We start from the raw sequence: 24190 nt of genomic DNA, 5'->3' as shown, positions 1-24190 counted from the left end.
TGGCTTAGTAGTTGTCCACTGCGGGCTGGGTGACCTTGGTGCCGGACTGCCCCAGGGTGGAGTCGTAGATTTTCTGCCACGTGGATCCGCCATCGGTGAACATCTTGTTGATGAACTGGCGCAGCGCAGTGTCGCCCTTCTTCAGGCCGACACCGTACTTCTCAACGGTGAATGGCTGGCCGACGACCTTCAGGCTGTCCGGCTCCTGGGCAGCGTAGCCGAGCAGGATGGCCTGGTCGGTGGTGACGGCGTCGACCTGACCGCTCTTGAGGGCTTCGACGCACTGCGAGTACGTGTCGAACTCTGTGGTCTTGGTGCTGGGGAAGTTCGCCTTGATGTTCTGAATCGGCGTGGAACCGGTGGCCGAGCAGACGTTCTTGCCGGAGAGGTCCTTCTCACTGTTGATGGACGTGTTGTCCTTCTTGACCAGCAGGCCCTGGCCGGTCACGAAGTAGGGACCCGCGAAATCGATCAGCTGCTTGCGCTTGTCAGTGATGGAGTACGTCCCGACGTAATAGTCGATGTCGCCGTTGGTAATGGCTGACTCGCGGTTGGCGGAAGGGATTGGCTTGTATTCGATCTTGTCCTGGGAGAAGCCAAGGGATGCCGCAATCCACTGGGCAATCTGGATGTCAAAGCCGCTGTACTCGCCGGTCGCAGCATCTTTGAATCCCAAGCCGGGCTGATCCTGCTTCACGCCGATCCGGACTTTCCCATTCGATTTGATGGTGTCGAATGTCGGGCTGCCCGTGATGGACACATTCTGAGCCACGGTGAAAGGTGCGGACGCACTGCTCGGCGCCGTGGAGCCGCCGCCGCTTCCCCCACATGCGCTCAGCGACAGGGCGAGCACTGCACTTGCGGCGACCAGAAGAGATTTCCTCCGGGTGATAAAAGCCTTCATGATGTTCCTTTCATTGTGCGGCCGCACTGCGGCCCGGGTGCGGTGGGTGCTAGTGGGTCAGGAGTTTCGAGAGGAAATCCTTGGCACGGTTGCTCTGGGGATTGGTGAAGAATTCCTCGGGTTTGGCGTCTTCCACGATCTGGCCGTCCGCCATGAAGACCACACGGTCCGCAGCCTTCCTGGCAAAGCCCATCTCGTGGGTGACCACGATCATGGTCATGCCTTCCTTGGCCAGCTGGACCATGACGTCCAGGACCTCGTTGATCATTTCCGGGTCAAGGGCGGAGGTCGGCTCATCGAACAGCATGACCTTCGGTTTCATGGCGAGGGCCCGCGCGATTGCCACACGCTGCTGCTGGCCGCCGGACAATTGTGCCGGCAACTTGGGTGCCTGTTGCCCGACGCCGACCCGCTCCAACAACGCCATGGCTTCCTTGTCCGCGGTTGCCTTGTCCAGTTTCTTGACCTTGATCGGACCCAGGGTGACGTTCTCGAGGATCGTCTTGTGCGCGAACAGGTTGAAGGACTGGAAGACCATCCCGACGTCGGCACGGAGGAGGGCGAGTTCCTTGCCTTCCTCGGGAAGTTTCTTGCCGTCGATCGAGATCTCGCCCGTGTCGATGGTCTCGAGCCGGTTGATGGCCCGGCACAGCGTCGACTTACCCGAGCCCGACGGCCCGATGACAACCACAACCTCGCCCTTCTTGACCTGGAGGTTGATGTCCTTGAGGACATGCAGTTGACCGTAGTGCTTGTTGACGCCATTCAGGGAGACGAGGGTTTCGCTGGAGGCTTGAGTAGTCATACGTCGAATCTAGCGAAGAAACGCCCTATGATGAGCCAGCTCACAACAACTTCCGCAGATCGTGATTCAACAGATACCTCTCTTGCAGTTTGTTGGCAGGAAGGAGTGCAGCCGCGTGCGGCAACACGAACAAGAGAGCAGCGCTGGAACAGTAGTACCCGCCATCCGCGCTAGCCTATGTCAATGAGTACCAGCCAGCCCCAGGTTCCAAGTCCAGACGCTAACGGCAAAGCCACGGGCAACGGAACGGCAGCGTCAGCTCCTGCCGTTGCCGCGGAACCGCCAGCCAAGCACAAAGGACCCTTGGAGCTTCGGCGCAAACAGGCCGCCATGCCGATGTCGGACCAACGGCTCCTGGACACGCGGGGAGCGGACCACTTTATTCACACCGACCCGTGGCGGGTACTTCGAATCCAGAGCGAATTCGTCGAAGGGTTCGGTGCACTGGCAGAGCTTGGCCCGGCGGTCAGCGTCTTCGGTTCCGCCCGCACCAAGCCAGGAACCGGCTTTTACGACATGGGCGTGCAAGTCGGCCGCCATCTCGCCGAAGCCGGCGTCGCCGTCATCACAGGAGGCGGCCCCGGATCCATGGAAGCCGCCAACAGGGGTGCTGTGGAAGGCAATGGAGTGTCCGTGGGCCTGGGCATCGAACTGCCGTTTGAACAGGGTCTGAACCGGTGGGTGGACCTGGGTATCAACTTCAGGTACTTCTTCGCCCGAAAGACCATGTTCGTGAAGTACGCGCAAGGTTTCATCGTCCTGCCGGGCGGCTTGGGGACCTTGGACGAACTGTTCGAGGCCATGGTCCTGGTGCAGACCCGCAAAGTGACGTCGTTCCCCATCGTCCTGTTGGGTGTTGACTTCTGGAGCCCGATGATCGAATGGATCAAGGGGACTTTGGTGGCCGAAGGCATGGTCTCCGCGAAGGACCTGGACCTCATCCAGCTGGTTGACGATCCGGCGGATGCCGTGCACCGCGTGCTGCACGGCGTCCCGCGTCCGCCCTCGACCAATGGCGACCAGCGCCCGGAGTAGCGTTGCCTGAGCTCTCAGCTGAGTCTGGCACGATGGTGTTGTGAGCTTCTTCTTGGTCTTTCTCGCGATCGCCATTGCCGGTGCCGTGTTGTTTCTCGGTGCCGGAATGGCCCGGTCCAGCCGCAACTCCGGCGCCGGGTTGGATGAACCAGTCCCGAACCTGCCGCCGGTTCTGCTACCGGCCGGAGCCAAGGCGTCCGACGTCGACCGCGTACGGTTTGCCCTGGGCCTGCGCGGCTACCGGATGGACCAGGTTGATCAGGTGCTCGATGAGTTGAGGGATCAACTCACCGCGCAGGAGAGGGAAATCGACCGGCTGAAGCGCTCCCTTGAAACAGCCAGGAACCAGGAAGAACCGACAGCGTGACCCCGTCCCTCGGAACGCGCTCCTCGAAGAGTACGCTGCGCCGCGTAGGAGCTCATGCCGCGGCTTGGCCGTGGTGGGTCCAGATCGCCCTCATCTACATCGCCGCGAGGCTTGTCAGCGCGTGCATCTTCATGGCTGCGGCATTGCAGCAAGGCGTCAATCCGTGGTTTCCGCCAACACCTGACTACTGGAACTTCATCACGATCTGGGATGGACGCTGGTACGCCCAAGCGGCCGACAACGGTTATCCGTCTGTCCTGCCGCTGAATGCGAGCGGCAATGTCGCGGAAAATTCCTGGGCCTTCTACGCCCTGTTTCCCTACCTCGCCAGGGCACTCGGAGCCCTCACCGGATTGGCAACCCTGCCGGCTTTAACGACGATTGCCATGGTCGCCGGGCTCGGGGCGGCCATGGTGGTTTACAAGCTGTTCCGGGAATACACCGGGCGCCGCACTGCGCTCTGGGCAGTCGTTTTTTTCTCGACATTCCCCGTCTCGCCCATCCTGCAGGTCCCCTACGCGGAATCCCTCAATATCCTGCTGCTGGCGGGCTCCCTTCTGCTCGTGGTGCGCCGCAAGTACCTTGCAGCGATGCCCGTGGTCTTGCTCATGTGCCTATCGCGGCCCACTGGTGTGCCTTTCGCGGCGATGGTCGGGGTGCTCTTGCTGAATCGCCTTTGGAGGAGGTTCGGACGCCGTCCGGAGCTGACCACCGTGCCCAGGGAATTGGCTGCTCCCGCGCTCCGGGAACTTGCATCGCTGACCGGGCTGGTAGTGGTCAGCGTGGCGGGCGCGCTCGCTTGGCCGGCCATTGCCTGGGCAGTCACCGGCGATCCGCTGGCCTACACGAAGACCGAAACCGTGTGGCGTGGGGATGACCTTGTTCCCTTCAAGCCGTGGTTCGAGACCGGCCAAATGCTCTTCGGGCCCGTGCTCGGGACGCTGGCGCCGTTTATGTTCGTGGCGGTCTTTGCCCTGATGATGCTGAGCAAGCCGGTCCGGGCCTTGGGCACTGAACTGCGGCTGTGGTGCACGTGCTACATGGCGTACCTGCTGGCTTTCCTGCACCCGCAGACGAGTACGTTCCGGATGCTCCTGCCGTTGTTCCCCCTGGCGCTCAGCGCGGCATGGTTGTCTCGTTCGAAGGCCTACCGTGGCACGGTGGTGGTCATGTTCGTCCTCCTTCAGATCGTCTGGATTGTCTGGCTGTGGGCGTGGGCTCCGCTGCCGGGCGGCGGAGACTATCCTCCGTGACGCCGGGGGGCGTTTGGCCTGTTCAAGAGCGATCGCGGCCCGCCGGGAAAAGTCCATCAATTAGCTACGGGCGGGTAATTACGAGATAATGGACACAAGCAAGGACAAAAAGCACCCTCGGGTGCTCGGCGGCGACGACTGAGACGACTGAACAGCCAAGACTGTCGACGCCGTAAATTCCACGCGGAGCCAGCCCGGCCGGGTTGGCGGGATTTGGGACAACTGGAGGGGATTTTCCTAATGGCGGCTATGAAACCACGTACTGGCGACGGCCCTATGGAAGTAACCAAAGAGGGCCGCAGCCTGATCATGCGTGTGCCGCTCGAAGGCGGAGGACGGCTAGTGGTCGAACTCAACGCAGCAGAAGCGGCGAACCTCAAGGAATGCCTCGTAGGCGTTACCGAATAGATTCACTGGGCAGGGCCCGGCAGAAGAGCCGGCGCCCTGCTTTGATGTTTAAGCTTGGGGTATGGCGGGAGCAGACTACTTCTTGACTGCTACCAGCAAACCGTCACCAGTGGGAAGCATTGCCGAGGAGAGGCGCTCGTCATCGCGGATGGCCTTGCCGATCTGGCGCAACACCACTGTGGTGCTGTCCCTGGCGGCCGGGTTGGAAACCTTGTCCTTGTCCAAAGCGTCATTGATGACCAGCGTTCCGCCGGACTTGAGCAACCTGATGGCCTGCTCGACGTATCCGGGAAAGTTGGGCTTGTCAGCGTCGATGAACACGAGGTCGTAAGCGGAATCGGTGAGGCGCGGCAAGACATCGGCTGCGCGGCCGGAAATGGTCCGGGTCCGGTTCGCGGGACTGCCCGACTCCAGGAAGGCCTCGCGCGCGGCTTTAAGGTGCTCGACGTCGACGTCGATCGTTGTCAGGACAGCTTGGGGGCTGAGGCCACGCAGAAGGCACACGCCGGACACTCCTGCCCCGGAACCGACCTCCACAACGGTCTGCGCCTTCGATGCCGCCGCGAGTACCGTCAGGACAGCGCCGACGCCGGGGCTGACTGGAGTAACGCCCAGCTCGAACGACCGTTCACGGGCGCGAAGCAACACGTCGTCCTCGGCAGGCAGATCTTCTGCATAGGACCAGCTGGTTGACTTATCGGCACTCATGGGGGTTCGCTTTCCAGGCAGAGGGGTGTTGCTTCCAGACTACTGGCTCCCGGCCGCTCAGCCCGGACACCCCCGGCCGCTAATTCTGTGTCTTCCCGGCGGCGTGCGGGTGTCCTTCGGACGATGTTCGCTCTGCGGGAAAACGGACCCGTGATCAGCAAAATCCCAGACAAAACTGGGATGATGTAGGTCCGGCCATCCAAGTGACGGTCGGCAACGAACTCCTGAGTGACCGGCAGGACGACAAACAGTTGAGGGGAGTGGACGATGCGGGCATCAAGTGCTGCGCCAGTCCAGACGACGGAAGCAGTCCTGGGTTCAACCGACCAGGCCCCGCCCGCGGAAGAATGGGTCAGACCTACCTGGGAAGAAGTGGTGGAGAACCACTCGGCCAAAGTCTTCCGTCTTGCCTATCGGCTGACGGGAAACAAGTTCGACGCCGAGGATCTCACCCAGGAAGTCTTTGTCCGCGTCTTCCGTTCGCTCGAAAACTTCAAGCCGGGGACGCTCGACGGCTGGTTGCACCGGATCACCACCAACCTCTTCCTCGACCAGGCACGGCGGAAGAGCCGCATCCGCTTCGATGCCTTGGCCGAAGACGCCGAATCCCGGTTGCCCGGCCGTGAGCCCGGGCCCGAGCAGAGCTTCGAGTTGAACAACCTGGACCTTGACGTCCAGCGCGCCCTTGAAGAACTCCCGCCGGACTTTCGCGCCGCCGTCGTGCTTTGCGATCTTGAAGGCCTCTCCTATGACGAAGTTGCCGAAGCCCTGGGCGTGAAACTCGGGACCGTCAGGTCCCGCATCCACCGCGGCCGGACCATGCTCCGCGAAAAGCTGGCGCACCGGGATCCGCGTCCGGTCCAAACCCGCAAGCCACGGCTGAAAATGCCCCGCATCGCCGGTCTCCTTTAGCCAGCGATGGGTCTGCTGAACGGACGACGAGGTGGCTTGAACCGGGGAACTATCCGGCACAGCCGCACCCCCGGCCACCTGCAGGAATGCTCTGAATGCCAGGCTGCCGTCCTTCGTGAACGCCAGTACCTGGAGCGCCTTAGGCGTGCCGAGGTCCCCGAAGCCAGCCGGGATTTGACCAACCGGCTGCTCGAACACACCGAACGCTTGGCGCAAACCGAGTCGCCCGGGCGCAGGCCGGTCCAGCGAAGCGTCTGGCGTGGCGTACGGCTTGTCAGTGCCACGGCAAGCGGGCTCGCTATCAGTGCCGGAATCCTGGCGGTGGCCGCCTATGCGATCGGCGGCGACGCCACGCCCCAGGCTTCCAACCGCGGAGATCAGGAAGTCCGGACCTTGCTCGGTTCAACCCTGGCCGGCAACACCGAGCAGCAGCTCGCAGTGACCGGTTCGCAGCTCGGCCTGCCTGTCACCGTGGCGGGAACTGTCAGCCTGACCGGGCAGCAGCTGGCGGAACTTCGGAAGGACGGCTGGGCATGCCCGGACATGGCAAACATGGGATACCACGTGGTATCCGCCCGGGCCATGATGCAGGACGGGCACCCCGCCATCGAGCTGCACTTGAGCAGCGGAGACCACCACGCGACCCTGGTGGAAGAGCACCTGGAAGGCAGCGGCACCCCCGGGACAAGGCTGTCCATCAGCCAGGGAGCCCTGTGGCAGGCCGTCTACGCCTCTCCGGTGGCTGTCCTGCGCTATTCCTCCGAGCTGCCGGCCGAGCAAACTGCGGGGGCGGTTCCCGAGCTTGTGAGGGCAGGAGATTCGCTCCTGGCCCGGCCCTCCGCCGGCAACCCAGGCACGTGGAATGAACGGGTGCAACGGGGACTACGGGCGCTGGCTGGCCTGGCAGGGTTCTGAGCGGACTAGCGGACAAGGTAATCTTCGATACGTGTTTGGAATCAATGGCCCGGAGTTTCTGATCCTGCTGATCATCGGCGTAATCGTGATCGGTCCCAGTCGCTTGCCTGAATACACCCGGAAGCTGGCGAATCTGGTCAAGGAACTGCGGCGCATGGCGTCCGGAGCCCGTGAACAGATCAAGGAAGAAGTCGGCATCGACATCGATGAAGTCGACTGGAAGAAATATGACCCTCGTCAATATGATCCCCGCCGCATCATCAAGGAAGCGCTGCTCGACGATGACACGAAGCCTGTCAGCGAAGGTGCGCCCGTTGCTGCAGTAGCCGTGGATATCGCGCCGAAAGCTCCCGAGCGGGTTGTTGAACGGCTCTCCGCCGGTGAAAAGGCGCCCTTCGATTCCGAGGCCACCTAGGGATTACTTCGGCTGGATCCCGAGCGACATTCGGGCCAACCCGCGGGGCTTGGCGTTGAGCTTGCCCGCGATGCTCTGAAGGGCCTGCGCTGCGGCCGTCTCAGGAGCCGTCAACACCACCGGGCGCCCCGCGTCGCCGCCTTCGCGCAAACGGATGTCCAAGGGGATTTGCCCCAACAGCGGCACCTCGGCTCCGACGGCGGCGCTCAGCCGCTCAGTCAGCACCAGCCCGCCGCCACTGCCGAACAATTCCATCCTGCCGCCGTCGGGCATGTCCAGGAAGGACATGTTTTCCACGACGCCGGCAAGTTTCTGGCCCGTCTGCGTTGCGATGGTGCCGGCCCTCTCGGCGACATCCGCTGCGGCTGCCTGCGGGGTGGTCACCACCAGGATTTCGGCGTTGGGAAGCAACTGCGCCACCGAGATGGCGATGTCGCCGGTGCCGGGCGGAAGATCCAAAAACAGGACATCGAGGTCACCGAAATAGACATCGGTCAGGAACTGTTCCAGTGCCCGGTGCAACATGGGGCCACGCCAAGCCACCGCCTTGTTCCCCGAAACAAACATTCCGACAGAGATCACTTTTACGCCGTAGGCCACCGGCGGGAGGATCATGTCGTCAACGCGGGTGGGCTGCTGCGTGATTCCCATGAGAGCCGGGACGGAGAAGCCATGGACATCGGCGTCGACGATTCCTACGCGCAGCCCCTGGGCCGCAAGGGCACACGCCAAGTTGACGGTCACCGAGGACTTTCCCACACCACCCTTGCCGCTGGCCACCGCGAACACCTTCGTCAGGGAGCCCGGTTCGTTGAAAGGGATTCCGCGCTGGCCGCCGGCGCCGCGCAACCGTTCCTTGAGGGCATCGCGTTGAACCTGCGTCATGACTTTGAGCTCGACCTCGACGCCCGTCACGCCCGGCACCCGCGCCAGGGCAGCCGTGGCGTCAGCCGTGATTGTCTCCCGCAAGGGGCAGCCGGCGATGGTCAACAGCACCGCCACCCGGACAGTTCCGTCCGAGTTGGCTTCCACCGCCTCCAGCATCCCCAACTCAGTGATGGGACGGCGAAGCTCGGGGTCGATGACGGTTGCCAAGGCAGCGTTGAGGGCCTCGACGGATGGTGTGCTCATGTGGAGGATCTTCAGCTTTCAGGCTGGGTGGGGGAACCTGGGTTCGGCGAGGTGCCGACCGCGGAGAGCCCGGATTCGGGCTGTGTGGCACTTGAATGGGCGGGGTGGACTTTCGGGATTTGCTGTGTCCGGGGATTGCGCTGTTTGTCGCGCTTGTCCTTTACTTTGTCTTTGGCTTTGTCTTTGTCGCCATCGTTCGAGCCATTGGCCTTGTTTGTGCCCATCTCCTCCTGCGCTTCGAGCAAATCCGACAGCAGCGAGCGGAGTTCGGCCCGCACGTAGTCCCTGGTGGCCACCTCGCGCAGGACGATGCGAAGTGCCGCCACCTCGCGGGTCAGGTACTCCGTGTCCGCAAGGTTACGCTCGTCGCGGGCGCGGTCTTGCTCGATGGTCACACGGTCCCGGTCGTCCTGGCGGTTCTGGGCCAACAGGATGAGGGGGGCTGCGTAGGAGGCCTGCGTGGAGAAGAAGAGATTGAGGAGGATGAACGGGTAGGGATCCCACTGGAGACCGAACAGGCCGACCACATTGAACGCGATCCAGACAATGACGAAGATCGTCATGTAGAACAGGAAGTTGGCCGTGCCCATGTAGCGGGCAAAGCGCTCGGCGAAGCGGCCGAACGCATCGGGATCGCTGCTGAAATTCGGCAGCATGCGGGAACGCAGCTCGAGCGGGGTGTCCAGCCCGCCGGTGGTGTGCTTCTCAGCCAATTCGACCTCCTAGTTTCCTGATCGGGGCTCCATCTTCGTGGGTTCTCCAGTCGTCCGGGAGCAAACGGTCCAAGAGGTCATCAACAGTCACCGCCCCCACCAAGCGGCCGGCGCTGTTGACTACCGGGAGGGAATTGAGGTTGTAAGAGGCCATGGTGTGGCTGACCTCGCTGACGCTTGCGTGATCCGAAACCGGTTCGAGGTTCTTGTCCACGATGCTGCCCAGCTGCTCCGGCGGTGCGCTCCGGAGCAGCTGCTGGATATGCACGACGCCGAGGAAACGCCCTGTGGGGGTCTCCAAGGGTGGGCGGCAAATAAAGATGGCCGAAGCCAGGGCAGGGGAGAGTTCCTCGCTGCGAACATGAGCCAGCGCTTCAGCGACCGTAGCTTCCGGGGGAAGGATGACCGGGACAGGGGTCATCAGACCGCCGGCTGTGTCTTCGTCATACTGCAGGAGCCTACGGACGTCGTCGGCCTCGTCGGGCTCCATCAAGAGCAGCAGTTCCTCCGCTTTTGCGGAGGGCAAATCAGCCAGCAGGTCCGCGGCGTCGTCCGGGTCCATTTCTTCCAGCACGTCTGCGGCACGTTCATTGTCCAGCGCGGACAGCAGTGTTACCTGGTCCTCTTCCGGCAATTCCTGGAGCACGTCGGCCAGCCGTTCATCCTGGAGCTCACTGGCCACCTCGATCCTGCGCTTGTCTGACATTTCCTGCAGCGCATCGGCGAAGTCTGCAGGCTTGAGGTCCTCGTGCGTGGCCACGAAATGGCTGGCACCCTGTGGATCGTTATCGGAGCCTTGTAGCGTGTCCGCCCAGTCCACCAGCAGCGTGTGGCCCCGACGCAGCCCCCTTAGCCTTGAGGTGGATGTGCCACGGCGAACGAAGAGCTTGGAGACCAGCCAGTCGCCGTTGCGCTGCTGGTCCATGGCGATGTCTTCGATGATGGCGTCGCCGCTGCCGTCCTTGAGTGTCACCTTGCGGTCAAAGAGTTCGCCCACCACGAGTTGCTCGGCGCCGCGTTGCTGGAATCGGCGCAGATTGACCAACCCGGTGCAGATGATCTGGCTCTGGTCCATGGACGTCAGCCGGGTCATGGGGACGAAGACCCGCTTCTTGCCCGGAACTTCCACCACGATACCCACAGCGTGCGGGGCTCCGCGCAAGCCGCGCGAGAGCACCACGACATCACGCAGCCGGCCCAGGCGATCGCCCAAGGGGTCGAAGACGTCGAGGCCGAGCAAGCGCGCAACAAAGATGCGTGAAGGATTTCTGCTCACCCTTACAGGCTACCGAGTCTGCTCTCCTTTAGCTGAATTTCAGCCGGTTCACATGTGTATAGGACAGAATGGGGGATATGGCGAACATTTTCGGTGCCCCCAAGGCCACGGAGGAATCCCGCAGCGTCCCCAAGGGCGACACTGTTGGCTCCTACACCTCCTATCTTGATGCCCAGAAGGCGGTGGATTATCTGGCCGACCAGCAGTTCCCGGTCCAACATGTCTCCATTGTGGGAAACGACCTCAAAATGGTGGAGCGGGTCACAGGACGGCTCAGCTACCCGCGTGTCGCGTTGTCGGGTGCCCTGAGCGGTATGTGGTTCGGCCTCTTCGTCGGGGTCATGCTTTCGTTCTTCACCCCGGCTGGGGGACCGTTCTCGATTGTTACCTCGGTACTCATGGGTGCGGCCTTCTTCATGCTTTTTGGGATCGTCACCTACGCCGCACAGCGCGGGAAGCGGGACTTCACCTCCACCAGTCAGGTCGTAGCGACCAACTATGACGTCATTGTCGCGTTGGAAGCATCACAGGAAGCCCGCCGTCTCCTTCACCAACTGCCGATGAATCCCTCCGAGGCAGCGTTTGGACGGCCTCCGCAGGCATACCCTCCGCTGGACCACCAGAACCCGCCGGTCCAGCCAGGTAATTCGAAGCGCCCGGGTCCGGAACGACCGGCGTCCTGGCAGGACCCCTATGGCCAGCGCAGCCCCGAGACCGGGCAGGGAACGGCCGGCGAGGCAGCCCGTCCGGTTCCGGATGCCCCAGTCGAGGCAGCGCGGCCGACAGCCGCTGTCCGCTACCCGGACCTTCCGGACGGCAGGCCACAGTACGGTGTGCGGGTGAACGACGGCGGAAACAGCGAGCAAGGCGCCAACGGCGAGGACACCGCCAAGGACTAGCCGCAAGCATCGCCCAGCCATCACGCCGCTTGGGCAGTCCGGCGAGATCGCTGCCCGCCACCACTACTAGGACGGCGCAAGCAAAAGAGGCGGGCTACCGGATCAGTATCCGGTAGCCCGCCTCCCGCGTTCTGCTTCAGTGGCTAGGATTCAGCATCCTGGTAGATGCCCGCCATCCAGGACTCGACATCGTCGGCCTTGCGGGGGAGGGCCGCGCTGAGGTTGACGGGACCGTCAACAGTCATCAGGATGTCGTCCTCGATCCGGACACCGATTCCGCGGTACTCCTCGGGAATGGCGAGGTCCTCGTTCTTGAAGTAGAGCCCCGGTTCGATGGTGAAGACCATGCCCGCGGTGAGCACTCCGTCCAGGTAGAGGTCACGTTTGGCCTGGGCACAGTCGTGGACGTCCAAGCCAAGGTGGTGGCTGGTACCGTGGGGCATCCAGCGGCGGTGCTGCTGGCCCTCGCTGCTGATGGCTTCCTCCACGGAGACGGGCAGCAGGCCCCACTCGGCGAGGCGCTCGGCAAGGACTGTGGTGGCCGCGGTATGGATGTCGCGGAACTTCACTCCCGGCTGGGCTGCGGCAAATCCCGCGTCGGCCGCGTCAAGGACCGCTTCATAGACCTTGCGCTGGACGTCTGAGAATTTCCCGTTGGCTGGAATGGTCCGCGTGACGTCTGCTGTGTAGAGCGAATCCGCCTCCACTCCGGCGTCCAGCAGTAGCAGTTCGCCGGCGTTGACCTTGCCCGTGTTCCGGGTCCAGTGCAGCACGGTGGCGTTGTTTCCCGCGGCCGCGATGGTGTCGTAGCCGAGCTCGTTCCCTTCCTCACGGGCGCGCGCGAAGAAAGCGCCTTCGATGACGCGTTCACCGCGGTGGTGGGTCATCGCCCGGGGCAAGGCGCGGACCACGTCGCCGAAGCCCTCCACCGTCGCGGCAACGGCGACCTTCATTTGCTCGATCTCCCAGGCGTCCTTGAGCAAGCGCAATTCGGAGAGGGCCTCGCTCAGCAGTTCGTCCAGGGCATCGAGTTCTCCGAGATCCAGGTTGTCCGGATCCTTGGCTGTGTTGTAGCGGGCGGTGTCCACGAGTGCATCAATGTTTTCGTCAACTTTGCGGACCAGACGGATGGCGATGCCGCCGATTTCCGGGGCACCGACATTCTTGGTGATGGCCATCTCGAGTTCGTCGATATGCGCTGTCCTGAGGCCAAGGCGCGCTTCGAATTCAGCGAGCGTCGGACGCGCTCCGATCCAGAACTCACCGGAACGCGAGTCGGCGTAGAACTGTTCGGTGTCGCGGCCGGCCAACGGACGGAAGTAGAGCGTCGCACGGTGGTTGCCGCCGTCGTCGCCGGTTCCCTCCTCGACGGGTTCCAGGACCAGCACGGCATCGGGCTCGTGGTCCAGGCCCAAGCCCGTGAGGTGGGCGAAGCCGGAGTGGGGGCGGAAACGGTAGTCGCAATCGTTCGAGCGGACCTTGAGCGGACCCGCAGGCACGACGAGGCGCAAACCGGCAAATTTGTCGGAAATGGCCCGACGACGCGTGGCAGCATGGTCTGCAACGGTGTCGCGCGCAGGGGTTACCTGCGGCGCGGGCGCCCAATTGCTGGCCATGAACGCCTTGAAGGCATCGGATGTGGGCCGCTGGGAACGGTTGTTGACGCGTTCCTCCAGCGGCTGGGAGGCTGTGTTTTCACCGTTTTGGGTGTTTTCTGCATCTTTCACCATCCCATCGTCCCATCAAAGCCCTGCGCTAGGCCAACGTCGCAACGGTCCAAGCGGTCCCTGATCAAATAGGCTGGGAAAGTGAAGATCGACCTGCATGCGCACTCCAATGTTTCCGACGGGACCGAGGCTCCCGCTGGAGTGATCGCTTCGGCTTCTGCCGCGGGTCTGGATGTGGTGGCCCTGACCGACCACGACTCCACTGACGGTTGGGGCGGGGCGTCTACCGCCGCCCTTGAGTACGGCATTGCTTTCGTGCCGGGCATGGAGATTTCCTGCCGGACGCGGGAGGGGATCAGCGTCCATTTGTTGAGCTACCTTCATGATCCCGGGCACCCCGGCTTGCTCGAAGAAATTACCAAGGCGAAGGATGCGAGGCTCACACGGGCGAAACGCATGGTCACGCTCCTGGCCGAGGATTACCCCTTGAGCTGGGACGACGTGATCCACCATGTGGCTCCCGGTGCGACCGTGGGCCGCCCGCACATCGCCGATGCCCTTGTGGCTGCCGGCGCGGTGGCAGACCGGTCCGAGGCTTTCACCGCGATTCTGACCTCCCACTCCCGCTACTTCGTGCAGCACTATGCACCTGACCCGGCGGTCGCCGTCGAACTCGTCCGGGCGGCCGGCGGCGTCCCGGTCTTCGCGCACCCTGTGGCCTCGGCCCGCGGCCGGGTGGTCGGGGAACGGACATACAGGGAAATGATCGACGCCGGCCTCCAAGGGCTGGAAGTCGAACACCGCGACAATCCTGAAGAAGGCCGCGTGTTCCTGCGCCGCATGGCCGCCGAGCACGGGTTGTTCATGACGGGTTCGTCCGACTACCACGGAACGGGCAAACCGAATTTGCTCGGGGAGAACCTGACGTCCCCGGAGGTCCTGGCCCGCATCGAGGAACTGGGCACGGGAAGCACCGTAGTCCGCTAACCTTCCGGCCCGACTGACTGGCATTTGTTGTCGTTCTCAGTCCTCAGAGCGACAACAAATGCGTGGGCCCACGCCGCCAGGGTTCCCTGGCCGAGCCTGCGAGGCGAGGGTGGCGGTGGGCCCACGCCGCCAGGGTTCCCTGGCCGAGCCTGCGAGGCGAGGGTGGCGGTGGGGACTAGTTGGGGGAGAAGACGGCCTTGCCGTCCAGACGCTTGCGCATCACATCGATAGCCGGCGCGTTTTGGTCCACGCACACGAACCTGCGCCCCAATTTCGCCGCGACCGAACCAAGCGTGCCGGAACCGGCAAAGAAGTCCAGGCACCAGTCGCCTGGCCGGCTCGATGCCGTCACGATCCGGCGGACAAGTCCTTCCGGCTTTTGCGTGGGATAGCCCGTCTTTTCCCTGCCCGTAGGCGAAACGATGGTGTGCCACCACACGTCCGTGGGAAGCTTTCCCAGTTCCCGTTTGGCCGGCGTCACCAGGCCGGGCGCCATATACGGCTCGCGGTCCACCTCGGCGTTGTCGAAGTGGTATCCGGCGGGGTTTTTGACGTACACGAGGATGTTGTCGTGCTTGGTGGGCCAACGGTTCTTGGCACGGGCGCCGTAGTCGTAAGCCCAGATGATCTCGTTCAGGAAACACTCCCGGCCGAAGATCGAGTCCAGCATCACCTTGGCGTAATGCACCTCACGGTAGTCCAGGTGCAGGTACAAGGTGCCGTCGTCGGCGAGCAGGCGCCAGGCTTCCAGGAGCCGTGGTTCCAGGAAGGACCAGTAGTCGCTGAAGGCGTCGTCGTAGCTGTGCAGGGCGCCTTTGATGGTGTCATAGGACCGCCCCTTGAAGCCGACGCGGTCGCCGTCGCCGTCGGTGTTGCGGACCATGCGGGTTTCCTGGCGCCGCTGGACCCGGCCTGTGTTGAAGGGCGGGTCCACGTAGATCAGTGTGAAGGCGCCGTCCGGCAGCGTCGGGAGGAAATCCGCGTTGTCCGCGTGCACCACCAAATTGCTGCCGTCCGGCGCCCAAACAGTTTCTGTCATTGAAGCCGTTAAGCCTCGGTGCTCTCGGCGGACGCGCCGGAAGCGGTGACTACTTCGCCATTGCGGCGACGGGTGCGGGAACGGCGTGCGCGGGCAGGCTTGTCCTCGCCGGACTGTGGCTGGGTCGCGTGTGACTCGGCAGTACCTTCAGCGGGGGCTGCTTCGCCTTCGGACGTACGACGGCGGCGGGTGCGGTTGCGTCCGGCGTCGCCGTTGCCCTCACGCGAGGGAGCATCGCCGGATTTGGCGCCGCGGCTTCCACTTTCGCGTCCGCCGTCGCGACCGGAGCGTCCGCGCCCGGAATTGCTGCCGGAACGGGAGTTCTTCTTGCCGGTCTCGCCGAGGTCTTCGAGGAGCTCGGCGTCGACGCCCGCAAGGGTGCGCTGGTTGCGGGGCAGGCGTCCCTTGGTGCCGGTGGGGATGTCGAGCTCCTCGAAGAGGTGCGGCGAGGAGGAGTAGGTTTCCACCGGCTCCGGGACGCTCAGGCCGAGCGCCTTGTTGATCAGGCCCCAGCGGGGCATGTCGTCCCAGTCGACGAAGGTCACGGCGGTGCCCTTGTTGCCGGCGCGGCCGGTGCGGCCGACGCGGTGCAAGTAGATCTTTTCGTCTTCGACGCACTGATAGTTGATGACGTGCGTAACGTCGTCGACGTCGATGCCCCGGGCAGCGACGTCAGTGGCGACCAGGACGTCAACCTTGTTGTTGCGGAACGCGCGCAGGGCCTGCTCGCGGGCGCCCTGGCCGAGGTCACCGTGGATGGCGGCGGCGGCGAAGCCGCGGTCCACGAGCTCTTCGGCAACCTTGGCAGCGGTGCGCTTGGTCTTGGTGAAGATGATGGTGCGGCCGCGGCCGCGGGCCTGCAGGATGCGGGCCACGACCTCGATCTTGTCCATGCTGTGGGCGCGGTAGATCAGCTGGCGGATGTCCCGCTTCGTCAGGCCTTCGTCATTCGGGTCCGCGGCGCGGATGTGCGTGGGCTGCGTCATGTAGCGACGGGCCATGGCAATGACCGGGCCGGGCATGGTGGCTGAGAAGAGAAGAGTCTGGCGGACGGCGGGAGTGCCGGCAATCAGGGTCTCGACGTCTGGAAGGAATCCGAGGTCAAGCATCTCGTCCGCTTCGTCGAGAATCACCATGCGGACGTTCTTCAGGGTCAGGTGCTTCTGCTTGTAGAGGTCGATCAAACGGCCGGGCGTGCCGACCACAACCTCGACGCCCTTCTGCAGGGCTTCGATCTGCGGCTCGTAAGCGCGGCCGCCGTAGATGGTGGCGATGCGCGCGTTGCGTTTCCGGGACGCCGTCTGGAGGTCGTTGGCCACCTGAACAGCAAGTTCACGGGTAGGTACGATCACAAGGGCCTGGGGAGCACCCGGGACAGCGAGCTTGTCGTAGCCGGCGTCATCCGGACCCACGACGCGCTGCAGGGCCGGGATGCCGAAGCCGAGCGTCTTTCCAGTGCCGGTTTTGGCCTGGCCGATGATGTCGTGTCCGCCCAAGGCGACCGGGAGGGTCATGGCCTGGATGGGGAAAGGATGGGTGATCCCGGCGTCGGCGAGCGATTCAACGATGTCGGCGCGGACGTTGTAGTCGGCGAAGGACTTTTCTGCGATCTCGTGGGGTATTTCGTCCGAGGAAATGGTCTCCTCGGGTTCGATCGTTTCGGTTCCGTCTGTCAGAACTTCATGGGTGTGCAATTCACTCACAGTGGAGTTTCCTTATTCATTTGGGCTGCGCCGCGTGCTCAACGGTGGTGGCAGGGCCGTTCCGGAGCACGAATGGGCGCAAGCAAATCCAGTGGAAGCCGATCGCGGGCTATCTAAATACTGGCACTGGGGACCAGCTGGTGTATCTCAAGATCGCGTAGGGGCGGGCTTGTTGACGTCAAAAAATTATCTGAATCAACGACCGGGCATCCATTACTACTTACACAGTCTACCGTCTGGGGGCAATAAACCCCGGATCGCGGTCTTGGTTCGCGAACGAACGTCGCTACCGAAGCAGTTCGAAGGTGATTTGGCGGCTCGCGATGTCCGCGTCAAGCAGTTTCACGCGGACTTTCGTGCCGGACTCCATTTCGCCGTCGCAGCGGGCTGTTATCGCGGGCTCGGCAATTTGTACGACGCCGTACGGCCCGTGCGCGGATCCGTTGCCATTGCCGTTGCCATTTCCGTTGTTGTTCTTGGCAGGCTTCGATCCGGAGATCACCAGGGCGTCGAACTCCTGGCCGATGTGGTTCATCACGAGTGCTGCCTCCACGGTGTCCAAGGCCAGGCGCTCGAGCTTGCCGGCAAGCTGATCCGACGACGCCATGATTGCCGGCAAGCTCGGCAGGGCGTCCCGCGCCCAACCGGGAATCTCGGTTCCGTTACTCAGTGCTTCGCAGATGACCAAGACGAAGCGATCGATCAGGCGGCGCAACGGCGCGGTGGTGTGGGCATACGGTGCGCCGATCGCCGACTGCAGAACACTGTCCGGTACCTCGCCATCGAAAGGCGTGTAACCCGCGCCGCGGAAAAGCATCCCCGCGGAATGGAGGATGGCCAGTTGCCGGGGGTCCCTGGCATCGAGGGTCCGTAGATACTCGCCGTAGCTGATCCCGTCGCTCCAAGGTTTGCCGAGGGCACCGGTCTGGCGTTTGAAGTGGCGCAGGGAGCGCTCATCCGGAGCGGGCATGGTGCGCAGGATTCCCACTTTTCCGTCGAGCATCAGCCGGGCGGCGGCCATCCCGGTCATGAGGGAAATCTGGGCATTCCAGTCCTCCACCGGCAGCGAGGGGGCAGCGACGATCCTGTAGCCGCCGCCGTCGGGCAGTTGAACGATTTCCTGTTCCGGCATGTTAAGGCTTGCCCCGCCGCGGCGGCGTTCGAGTTCCACCCGCTTGAGGCCCACTTCCTTGAGGAGCCGGAGGACGGGATCAGCTGTCCCGGCGTCGATTTGCGCCTGGACGCCCTTGTAGTCGAGCTTGGCACGGCTGCGCACGCTTGCCCGGCGCACGGAGACCTTGTGGAATTCCGCCTCGGCGTCGAGCTCGAAGTCCCACACGAACGCGCCGCAGGTCTGGCCGGCGAGCAGGCTTCCGGCGTTCTCGCTGATGATCTCCGGGTGCAGCGGTATGCGGCCGTCCGGAGCATAGAACGTTTGTCCGCGGTGGCGGGTCTCGGCGTCGAGCGCCCCTCCTGGGGGCACGAAGGAGGGCACATCGGAGATGGCGTAGAGCACCCGGTATCCATCGCTGGACCGGTCGATGAAGAGGGCTTGGTCAAGGTCCGTGGATGAGGCCGGGTCGATCGTGATGAACGGAACGTCCGTGAGGTCCTGCGTCGGCAGGGCGTGGCGGGAAACTGCCGCTTCGGCGTCGCGCAGCGCGTCAGCGGGATAGCCTGCGGGCAGCTCGAGTTCCGTCCGAAGCGCAGCGAGCGCTTCCGCCAGCGTGTTCGACGTTTCACTGACATTCGGGGCTATCCGCTGATGTGACACGAAAGTCAGGGTAGCGCCAAAATCTCCCGGAGTCTCGCTAGGCCGTCGCTGCGTCGAGGGCAGCCAGGAGCGCCTGTGCAGCCGCCGTCGGATCGTCCGCTTCCGTGATGGCCCGCACGACCACGATACGGCTGGCTCCCGCCCGCACCACCTCTTCCACATTGCCGAGATCGATGCCCCCGATCGCAAACCAAGGGAGCACAACACCGCCCACTGTCTCTTCGTCTGCCCTTTTCACGGCGTCCGCGGCGTACCGCACCAGATCAAGCCCGACGGCGGAGCGCCCCGGCTTGGTGGGCGTTGCCCAGACCGGACCGACGCAGAAGTAGTCCAGGCCGCTGCGCCCCGGCGACGCGGCGATCGCGGCGTCAATCTGCTCGGGCGTGTGGGTGGAGAGGCCGATGACGGTGGGGTCGTGGAGCAGCTTCCGGGCCGAGCGCAGCGGAATGTCCTTCTGGCCGATATGGAACACGGGAGCGCCGGCGAGCGATGCCACATCCGCGCGGTCGTTCACTGCCCAGAGCCGCCCGTGGCGGTGTGCGACCGAGTGCAGGACCTCCAGGAGCTCCAGCTCCTCAGCCGCTTCAATGGTCTTGTCGCGCAGCTGGATGATATCCACGCCGCCTTCGAATGCGGCATCGACAAATTGCTCAAAGTCGCCTTGCTGCTTGCGGGCGTCGGTGCAGAGGTAGAGGCGGGCAGTGGTGTGGAGCGCGTGCTGGGTCATGGAAACAGAGTAGTTCCTCTAAACTGGGTTAGTACCGCGGGAGCCGCGGCGGCAGTCACAATCGCCGCGCGGCTGAGAGGGCTTCAGCGCCGACCGCTTGACCTGATCCGGCTAGTACCGGCGTAGGGAAGGACCTCATGGACGAAGTAACCATTCAACACGAACCCCTGCACGAGCATCTGCATGCGGATGTGGCGGTGATCGGTGGCGGGGTTATCGGCCTTGGCATCGCGTGGGAAGCCCGCAGATCCGGCCGCTCCGTGGTTCTGATCGACCCGGCACCGGCCAGCGGTGCTACCTTCGCGGCGGCGGGTATGTTGGCGCCCGTCAGCGAACTGCACTACCAGGAGGAAGACCTCCTGGAACTCATGCTCGAATCGGCGGCGTTGTGGCCGAACTTCGAACGCGGGCTGTCCGGATCACCCGACGGAACCGCCTGGAATCGAACGGGATACCGTACGACGCCGACCCTCGCCGTCGGCGCGGACGCGGCAGACCGGCGGGCGCTCGCCGACCTTCGCGACGTCCAGTTGGCCAACGGCCTCGTGGTGGAATCTGTGCCGTTGCGTGAGGCCCGTGAGCGTGAGCCCCTCCTGAGTCCGCAGATTTCCTGTGCCTTCGACATTCCCGGTGACCACCAAGTGGATCCCAGAAAATTTGCGGCGGCGATTCTTGTCGCGTTGGCAGACCACCAGCCCGGCGACTCCAGCTGGATCTCGGGAGCCGAGGATGGCTTTGCTCTCCGCGACAAAGCGGCGGGCCTCCTGTGGGAGGACGGCCGAGTTGCCGGGGCCGAGCTCGATTCAGGCATCCGCGTGATCGCCAATGAGACTGTGGTTGCCAACGGACTGGGTGCTGCCCGGCTGAACGGCCTGCCGCCTGGCTTATCCCTCCCGCTACGGCCCGTGTATGGCGACATCTTGAGGCTCCGCGTCCCGGAACACCTCCGGCCCCTCGTCACCGCCACGGTCCGCGGAATGGTGCGCGGAGTGCCCGTGTACATCGTCCCGCGTGATGACGGGACGATTGTGATCGGCGCGACGCAACGCGAGGACGGCCTGTCGGCGTCGGGGGCGTCGGTCGATCCGGTGTCGGCGGGCGGGGTGTACCAGTTGCTCCGCGACGCCCAGGTGCTGGTGCCGGCCGTAGCTGAACTGGAACTCCTGGAAGCAACTGCGCGTGCCCGTCCGGGCACGCCGGACAACGCGCCGCTGCTGGGCCGTGTGCAAGGTACCGAAAATGAAGGAGCCGTGCCCGGCCTCATCGTAGCCAGCGGTTTTTTCCGCCACGGTGTGCTCCTCACTCCGGCAGCGGCAAAAATCTGCATCGGGCTCATGGACGGTTCCGCCGATCCGCGCTGGAATAAGTTCCGGCCGGACCGCTTCTCCCGCCCACTCCCAGCAGCCGGCGCCGCAAGAAGCGGCCCGCAAGCCGTCACCCCACACCTCCATCCGAAGGACCACGCATGAACATCACCTTGAATGGCGCAGCCCACACGCTGAGCGACGACGCCTCCGTGACCACTCTCGTCCGCCACATCACCGGAAGGGTGGTGGATGCCAACGGCCAGGCGGCTGACGGACGCAAGATCGGCGTCGCCGTGGCACGCAATTCCGAAGTGGTGCCGCGCAGCCAATGGGCTGCCACCGCGCTCGCAGAGGGCGACGAACTCGAAATAGTTACTGCAGTACAGGGAGGCTGAACAATGACTACAGCAAGCACGCAAACAGCAAGCACCCAAACCGATGCTTTGGTAATCGATGGCATTGAGTTCGGCTCGCGCCTCATCATGGGGACGGGGGGAGCCCCGAGCCTCGACGGACTGGGGGCGGCTCTGCTGGCTTCCGGCACCGAGCTCACCACGGTTGCCATGCGGAGGTACTCACCAACGGAAACAGGTTCCCTCTTCCAGCTGCTGGTAGATCACGGCGTCCGCGTCCTGCCCAACACCGCTGGTTGTTTCACCGCCAAGGACGCTGTCATGACAGCGGAGCTTGCCCGGGAGGCCTTGGAAACGGATTGGGTGAAGCTCGAAGTCATCGCCGACGAACACACGCTGCTGCCGGATGCCGTGGAGTTGGTGGATGCAACGGAGAAACTCGTCGACCGCGGTTTCAAGGTTTTCGCCTACACCAATGACGATCCCGTACTGGCGCTTCGCCTGGAGAACCTCGGAGCCACGGCCGTGATGCCCTTGGGCGCGCCGATCGGCACCGGCCTCGGAATCTTGAATCCGCACAACATCGAACTGATTGTGTCCCGCGCTTCAGTTCCGGTAGTGCTCGACGCGGGCATCGGCACTGCCTCCGATGCCGCCCTGGCCATGGAGCTGGGCTGCGACGCCGTGCTCCTGGCCACTGCCGTGACCCGCGCGCAGAACCCGGTGCAGATGGGCGAGGCCTTCAAACACGCTGTCATCGCCGGTAGGCTGGCGAAGCAGGCGGGCCGCATCCCGCGCCGGGAACACGCTCTCGCGTCCTCGGCGATGGAAGGCCGGGCCGAGTTCCTCTAGCGGCTACACCGGCCGCTCGGGCGATCCTCCAACGATTCCACGGCTACGAAGGAGTTCCCATGGCGGGCAAGGATGACATTCTCACCAGGCCCGCCATCGATGGCGCTCTGGCGGAGCTGCCGGACTGGCGGTACCGCCTGGGCGGTCTGGTCACCGTCTACAAATGCCCGACGTCGGCTGCCGCACTGGAGCTGATCGCCGCCGTCGGGCGCATCGCCGAACGGCAGAACCACCACCCGGACCTGGACTGGCGCTACAACAGGGTGTTCGTCCGCTACACCTCACACGATGCCGGGAGCGAGGTGACCCAGCGAGACGTCCGCGCAGCAAGCGAAGCCTCCCAAGCGGCAGCCGAAGCCGGGGCAATAGCCGAACCCGGACTGTACCGGACGGTTGAAGTCGGAATCGACACCACGGATCCAGAAGAGATTTCGGACGTATGGCGGGTGGCGCTTGGCTACCGCAAAGGCCGCTCCGGAGACCTCGAAGATCCGTACGGTCGGGGGCCCGCCGTGTGGTTCCAAGCAACGGAAACACCCAATCCGAACCGTATCCACCTGGATGTGCACCGCAGCCAGGCTGAATCGGAACCCACTATGCAGAAGACGGCGGCAACCGGCGCGTTAATGGACCGTGACCACGCACCCAACTGGGTGGTGGTCACGGATTCCCAAGGAAACAGGTTATGCCTCTGCACCGAAGCAGGTCACGAGCCGAATCTGTAGTTAAAGCCGAAGCGCCGGCTAGAGCCGCAGGGCCGCTGTTAGCTGGGCGGTGTTGTGCCGGGCCCGATGGCGGCCCAGGAAAAACGACACAACAGCGGCAGCCACAGTACCCAGAATGATGGGCAGGACCCACGGGATCCACGTCACTCCGGGCTGGTAGCCGAAGCCAAGTTGGATGAAGACCATCCAACTCAGCATTGCCACCGCGACGGAAACACCGGCGGGCAAAGTGATTCCGTAGGTGCCACGGTGTTTGTCAGTTCCCCAGACAATGAAGCCTGACGCGATAGTGGCTAGCGCCACGATGACAAGTGAGAGCATGCGGACTCCTGGCTCGCGGGTGTTCTGACGTAAAAGATTAGAGCGCGCCGAAGCCGACCCGGCGTACTTCTTCAGCCCCGATCTCGACATACCCCACGACGTTGCCGGGAACGATGACTTGGCGGCCCTTTTCGTCGGTCAGGCGCAGGTCGGTGCCATTGCTGATGGCGTCGCCCACGATCTTGGCGACAGCCTCGGCATCCAGAGCGGATTCCAGCACGATCTCACGGCCAACGTTCTGAATGCCGATCTTTACTTCCACAGCAGGGCCTCCCAGCCAATCAAGAATTTACTCAGTCCTCTATTTGTAGCCTAGGACTCTTTCGGGAAGCGACTGATTCCGCGCCAAGCTAAACGGTAGATCAGATCGCTGGCGACATCGAGGTCCAGATCGCCATCGGTTTCCAGCCAGTACCGGGCACTGACCTGCGCCATTCCGGCGAGCCCACGGCCCAATAGTTGGGCCTCCAGCGGGGGGAGCTTGGTGTCCTCGGCGATGACCTTGGCGACGGCGTCGGCGAACGTGCGGTTGAACGTCTCCAAGCGGGAACTGACGTCCGGATCGTTGATGAGGTCGGACTCAAAGACGAGGCGGTGCGCCTGGTCGTCGCTCGCAATGAAGCGGTAGTACGCGCGCATGACCGCTTGGACGCGTTCCTTGTTGTCGGTGGTCGAATTCAGCGCCGTGAGCATCTGCTCGGTCAGCATGGCCAAATGGCTGTCCAGGAGTGCCATGTAGAGCTCCCGCTTGGACGGGAAGTGCTGATACAACACCGGCTTGCTGACATGGGCGGTCTCGGCGATTTCGTCCATCGCCGCACCGTGGAAGCCGTTGGCGACAAACACTTCCAAGGCGGCGTTGAGAAGCTGGGCCCGGCGCTCGTCGCGTGGCAGCCTAGCCGAGCGGGGCGAACCGGTCCGATCTTGCCTGACCTGTGCCTCCTGTTTGGTACGTGCACTCTCAGCCACTTGTCTGCCGCCTTTCCTTATGCAG

Annotated in this window: 27 protein-coding genes and 1 riboswitch; of the genes, 13 read left to right on the top strand and 14 right to left on the bottom strand. The window is 63.7% G+C overall.

Going from position 1 to position 24190, the window contains the following annotated elements; all coding sequences use genetic code 11:
• Positions 1–4 precede the first annotated feature (4 nt).
• Both A3M3_RS0102035 and A3M3_RS0102030 read right to left on the bottom strand, forming a co-directional pair.
• The gene (locus tag A3M3_RS0102035; protein WP_035741234.1) at positions 5–904 is read right to left on the bottom strand and encodes a glutamate ABC transporter substrate-binding protein; all 900 of its coding nucleotides are present in this window, start codon (positions 902–904) and stop codon (positions 5–7) included.
• 49 nt (positions 905–953) lie between these two features.
• On the bottom strand, positions 954–1709 hold the full coding sequence (locus tag A3M3_RS0102030) for an amino acid ABC transporter ATP-binding protein (RefSeq protein ID WP_028264935.1): 756 nt from the start codon (positions 1707–1709) through the stop codon (positions 954–956).
• 183 nt (positions 1710–1892) lie between these two features.
• Between A3M3_RS0102030 and A3M3_RS0102025 the strand changes: the two genes are divergently transcribed.
• The 4 genes from A3M3_RS0102025 (at position 1893) to A3M3_RS27200 (ending at position 4772) form a co-directional block, all read left to right on the top strand.
• Positions 1893–2744 carry a TIGR00730 family Rossman fold protein gene (locus A3M3_RS0102025; RefSeq protein WP_028264934.1) on the top strand — a complete coding sequence of 284 codons (852 nt, stop codon included), beginning with the start codon at positions 1893–1895 and terminating at the stop codon, positions 2742–2744.
• 40 nt (positions 2745–2784) lie between these two features.
• Positions 2785–3111 (top strand): DivIVA domain-containing protein, encoded by a 327-nt coding sequence (locus A3M3_RS0102020; RefSeq protein ID WP_028264933.1) that lies wholly within the window; start codon positions 2785–2787, stop codon positions 3109–3111.
• A gap of 35 nt (positions 3112–3146) precedes the next feature.
• Positions 3147–4364, top strand: coding sequence for a glycosyltransferase family 39 protein (locus A3M3_RS0102015; RefSeq protein WP_028264932.1), 1218 nt, complete (start codon positions 3147–3149; stop codon positions 4362–4364).
• 240 nt (positions 4365–4604) lie between these two features.
• Entirely contained in the window at positions 4605–4772 is a 168-nt protein-coding gene (locus A3M3_RS27200; protein ID WP_009357720.1) for a DUF3117 domain-containing protein, read from the top strand.
• Positions 4773–4847: 75 nt separating this feature from the next.
• On the opposite strand, the gene A3M3_RS0102005 is transcribed toward A3M3_RS27200, so the two are convergent.
• The gene (locus A3M3_RS0102005; RefSeq protein ID WP_028264931.1) at positions 4848–5480 is read right to left on the bottom strand and encodes an O-methyltransferase; all 633 of its coding nucleotides are present in this window, start codon (positions 5478–5480) and stop codon (positions 4848–4850) included.
• A gap of 267 nt (positions 5481–5747) precedes the next feature.
• Here A3M3_RS0102005 and sigE point away from each other — a divergent pair, with 267 nt between their 5' ends.
• Genes sigE through A3M3_RS0101990 form a run of 3 tightly spaced genes read left to right on the top strand, consistent with a single transcriptional unit; the run spans position 5748 to position 7722 of the window.
• Entirely contained in the window at positions 5748–6392 is a 645-nt protein-coding gene (sigE, locus tag A3M3_RS0102000; RefSeq protein ID WP_028264930.1) for an RNA polymerase sigma factor SigE, read from the top strand.
• A 36-nt stretch (positions 6393–6428) separates the two neighbouring features.
• Positions 6429–7307, top strand: coding sequence for a hypothetical protein (locus tag A3M3_RS0101995; RefSeq protein WP_028264929.1), 879 nt, complete (start codon positions 6429–6431; stop codon positions 7305–7307).
• 31 nt (positions 7308–7338) lie between these two features.
• Positions 7339–7722 (top strand): twin-arginine translocase TatA/TatE family subunit, encoded by a 384-nt coding sequence (locus A3M3_RS0101990; RefSeq protein WP_028264928.1) that lies wholly within the window; start codon positions 7339–7341, stop codon positions 7720–7722.
• Positions 7723–7725: 3 nt separating this feature from the next.
• Here the strand turns inward: A3M3_RS0101990 and A3M3_RS0101985 are convergent, their stop codons facing one another.
• Genes A3M3_RS0101985 through A3M3_RS0101975 form a run of 3 tightly spaced genes read right to left on the bottom strand, consistent with a single transcriptional unit; the run spans position 7726 to position 10842 of the window.
• Positions 7726–8853 carry an Mrp/NBP35 family ATP-binding protein gene (locus A3M3_RS0101985; protein ID WP_028264927.1) on the bottom strand — a complete coding sequence of 376 codons (1128 nt, stop codon included), beginning with the start codon at positions 8851–8853 and terminating at the stop codon, positions 7726–7728.
• An 11-nt stretch (positions 8854–8864) separates the two neighbouring features.
• Complete coding sequence (locus A3M3_RS23485) at positions 8865–9566, bottom strand: DUF1003 domain-containing protein (protein ID WP_442853088.1); 702 nt, start codon at positions 9564–9566, stop codon at positions 8865–8867.
• Positions 9559–10842, bottom strand: coding sequence for a magnesium transporter MgtE N-terminal domain-containing protein (locus tag A3M3_RS0101975; protein WP_028264926.1), 1284 nt, complete (start codon positions 10840–10842; stop codon positions 9559–9561). The genes A3M3_RS23485 and A3M3_RS0101975 overlap by 8 nt, the downstream gene beginning before the upstream one ends.
• A gap of 77 nt (positions 10843–10919) precedes the next feature.
• On the opposite strand from A3M3_RS0101975, the gene A3M3_RS23480 reads away from it, so the two are divergent.
• On the top strand, positions 10920–11741 hold the full coding sequence (locus A3M3_RS23480; RefSeq protein ID WP_035741231.1) for a general stress protein: 822 nt from the start codon (positions 10920–10922) through the stop codon (positions 11739–11741).
• Positions 11742–11884: 143 nt separating this feature from the next.
• Here the strand turns inward: A3M3_RS23480 and A3M3_RS0101965 are convergent, their stop codons facing one another.
• Complete coding sequence (locus tag A3M3_RS0101965; RefSeq protein ID WP_028264925.1) at positions 11885–13468, bottom strand: aminopeptidase P family protein; 1584 nt, start codon at positions 13466–13468, stop codon at positions 11885–11887.
• An 81-nt stretch (positions 13469–13549) separates the two neighbouring features.
• Here A3M3_RS0101965 and A3M3_RS0101960 point away from each other — a divergent pair, with 81 nt between their 5' ends.
• Positions 13550–14395, top strand: coding sequence for a PHP domain-containing protein (locus A3M3_RS0101960; protein ID WP_028264924.1), 846 nt, complete (start codon positions 13550–13552; stop codon positions 14393–14395).
• A gap of 175 nt (positions 14396–14570) precedes the next feature.
• Here the strand turns inward: A3M3_RS0101960 and A3M3_RS0101955 are convergent, their stop codons facing one another.
• From A3M3_RS0101955 to thiE, 4 genes are all read right to left on the bottom strand, one after another.
• Positions 14571–15434, bottom strand: a complete 864-nt coding sequence (locus tag A3M3_RS0101955) for a DNA-methyltransferase (protein ID WP_028264923.1) — start codon at positions 15432–15434, stop codon at positions 14571–14573.
• An 8-nt stretch (positions 15435–15442) separates the two neighbouring features.
• Complete coding sequence (locus tag A3M3_RS0101950) at positions 15443–17137, bottom strand: DEAD/DEAH box helicase (protein WP_028264922.1); 1695 nt, start codon at positions 17135–17137, stop codon at positions 15443–15445.
• A 286-nt stretch (positions 17138–17423) separates the two neighbouring features.
• Positions 17424–18911, bottom strand: coding sequence for an RNB domain-containing ribonuclease (locus A3M3_RS0101945; RefSeq protein ID WP_028264921.1), 1488 nt, complete (start codon positions 18909–18911; stop codon positions 17424–17426).
• A 37-nt stretch (positions 18912–18948) separates the two neighbouring features.
• On the bottom strand, positions 18949–19638 hold the full coding sequence (gene thiE / locus A3M3_RS0101940; protein ID WP_028264920.1) for a thiamine phosphate synthase: 690 nt from the start codon (positions 19636–19638) through the stop codon (positions 18949–18951).
• 26 nt (positions 19639–19664) lie between these two features.
• Positions 19665–19784, top strand: a riboswitch (TPP riboswitch).
• On the opposite strand from thiE, the gene thiO reads away from it, so the two are divergent.
• From thiO to A3M3_RS0101920, 4 genes are all read left to right on the top strand, one after another.
• Positions 19776–21107, top strand: coding sequence for a glycine oxidase ThiO (gene thiO, locus A3M3_RS0101935; RefSeq protein ID WP_035741228.1), 1332 nt, complete (start codon positions 19776–19778; stop codon positions 21105–21107). (Overlaps the previous riboswitch by 9 nt.)
• A complete protein-coding gene (gene thiS, locus A3M3_RS0101930) occupies positions 21104–21340 on the top strand; it encodes a sulfur carrier protein ThiS (RefSeq protein WP_028264918.1) in 237 nt (78 codons plus the stop codon). The genes thiO and thiS overlap by 4 nt, the downstream gene beginning before the upstream one ends.
• A 3-nt stretch (positions 21341–21343) precedes the next feature.
• Complete coding sequence (locus tag A3M3_RS0101925; RefSeq protein ID WP_028264917.1) at positions 21344–22150, top strand: thiazole synthase; 807 nt, start codon at positions 21344–21346, stop codon at positions 22148–22150.
• 59 nt (positions 22151–22209) lie between these two features.
• A complete protein-coding gene (locus A3M3_RS0101920; protein WP_028264916.1) occupies positions 22210–22875 on the top strand; it encodes a 4a-hydroxytetrahydrobiopterin dehydratase in 666 nt (221 codons plus the stop codon).
• Between the two features lie 18 nt (positions 22876–22893).
• Here A3M3_RS0101920 and A3M3_RS0101915 read toward each other — a convergent pair whose 3' ends face one another.
• Genes A3M3_RS0101915 through A3M3_RS0101905 form a run of 3 tightly spaced genes read right to left on the bottom strand, consistent with a single transcriptional unit; the run spans position 22894 to position 24165 of the window.
• The gene (locus tag A3M3_RS0101915; protein ID WP_028264915.1) at positions 22894–23196 is read right to left on the bottom strand and encodes a hypothetical protein; all 303 of its coding nucleotides are present in this window, start codon (positions 23194–23196) and stop codon (positions 22894–22896) included.
• Between the two features lie 37 nt (positions 23197–23233).
• On the bottom strand, positions 23234–23458 hold the full coding sequence (locus A3M3_RS0101910; RefSeq protein ID WP_028264914.1) for a DUF3107 domain-containing protein: 225 nt from the start codon (positions 23456–23458) through the stop codon (positions 23234–23236).
• Positions 23459–23508: 50 nt separating this feature from the next.
• A complete protein-coding gene (locus tag A3M3_RS0101905; RefSeq protein WP_051422883.1) occupies positions 23509–24165 on the bottom strand; it encodes a TetR/AcrR family transcriptional regulator in 657 nt (218 codons plus the stop codon).
• Between the last annotated feature and the right edge of the window lie 25 nt (positions 24166–24190).

It is taken from the genome of Arthrobacter sp. MA-N2 (assembly GCF_000517125.1).
Lineage (GTDB): Bacteria > Actinomycetota > Actinomycetes > Actinomycetales > Micrococcaceae > Arthrobacter > Arthrobacter methylotrophus.
The sequence above is the reverse complement of the archived record's forward strand: the minus strand, read 5'-3'. Positions and strand labels throughout refer to the sequence as shown.

Excerpts from the sequence above, each read along its gene's own strand:
- A3M3_RS0102035 (WP_035741234.1), bottom strand. The coding sequence starts at position 904 with ATGAAGGCTTTTATCACCCGGAGGAAATCTCTTCTGGTCGCCGCAAGT.
- A3M3_RS0102030 (WP_028264935.1), bottom strand. The coding sequence starts at position 1,709 with ATGACTACTCAAGCCTCCAGCGAAACCCTCGTCTCCCTGAATGGCGTC.
- A3M3_RS0102025 (WP_028264934.1), top strand. The coding sequence starts at position 1,893 with ATGAGTACCAGCCAGCCCCAGGTTCCAAGTCCAGACGCTAACGGCAAA.
- A3M3_RS27200 (WP_009357720.1), top strand. The coding sequence starts at position 4,605 with ATGGCGGCTATGAAACCACGTACTGGCGACGGCCCTATGGAAGTAACC.
- A3M3_RS0102005 (WP_028264931.1), bottom strand. The coding sequence starts at position 5,480 with ATGAGTGCCGATAAGTCAACCAGCTGGTCCTATGCAGAAGATCTGCCT.
- sigE (WP_028264930.1), top strand. The coding sequence starts at position 5,748 with ATGCGGGCATCAAGTGCTGCGCCAGTCCAGACGACGGAAGCAGTCCTG.
- A3M3_RS0101985 (WP_028264927.1), bottom strand. The coding sequence starts at position 8,853 with ATGAGCACACCATCCGTCGAGGCCCTCAACGCTGCCTTGGCAACCGTC.
- A3M3_RS23480 (WP_035741231.1), top strand. The coding sequence starts at position 10,920 with ATGGCGAACATTTTCGGTGCCCCCAAGGCCACGGAGGAATCCCGCAGC.
- A3M3_RS0101955 (WP_028264923.1), bottom strand. The coding sequence starts at position 15,434 with ATGACAGAAACTGTTTGGGCGCCGGACGGCAGCAATTTGGTGGTGCAC.
- thiE (WP_028264920.1), bottom strand. The coding sequence starts at position 19,638 with ATGACCCAGCACGCGCTCCACACCACTGCCCGCCTCTACCTCTGCACC.
- thiO (WP_035741228.1), top strand. The coding sequence starts at position 19,776 with ATGGACGAAGTAACCATTCAACACGAACCCCTGCACGAGCATCTGCAT.
- thiS (WP_028264918.1), top strand. The coding sequence starts at position 21,104 with ATGAACATCACCTTGAATGGCGCAGCCCACACGCTGAGCGACGACGCC.
- A3M3_RS0101925 (WP_028264917.1), top strand. The coding sequence starts at position 21,344 with ATGACTACAGCAAGCACGCAAACAGCAAGCACCCAAACCGATGCTTTG.
- A3M3_RS0101920 (WP_028264916.1), top strand. The coding sequence starts at position 22,210 with ATGGCGGGCAAGGATGACATTCTCACCAGGCCCGCCATCGATGGCGCT.
- A3M3_RS0101915 (WP_028264915.1), bottom strand. The coding sequence starts at position 23,196 with ATGCTCTCACTTGTCATCGTGGCGCTAGCCACTATCGCGTCAGGCTTC.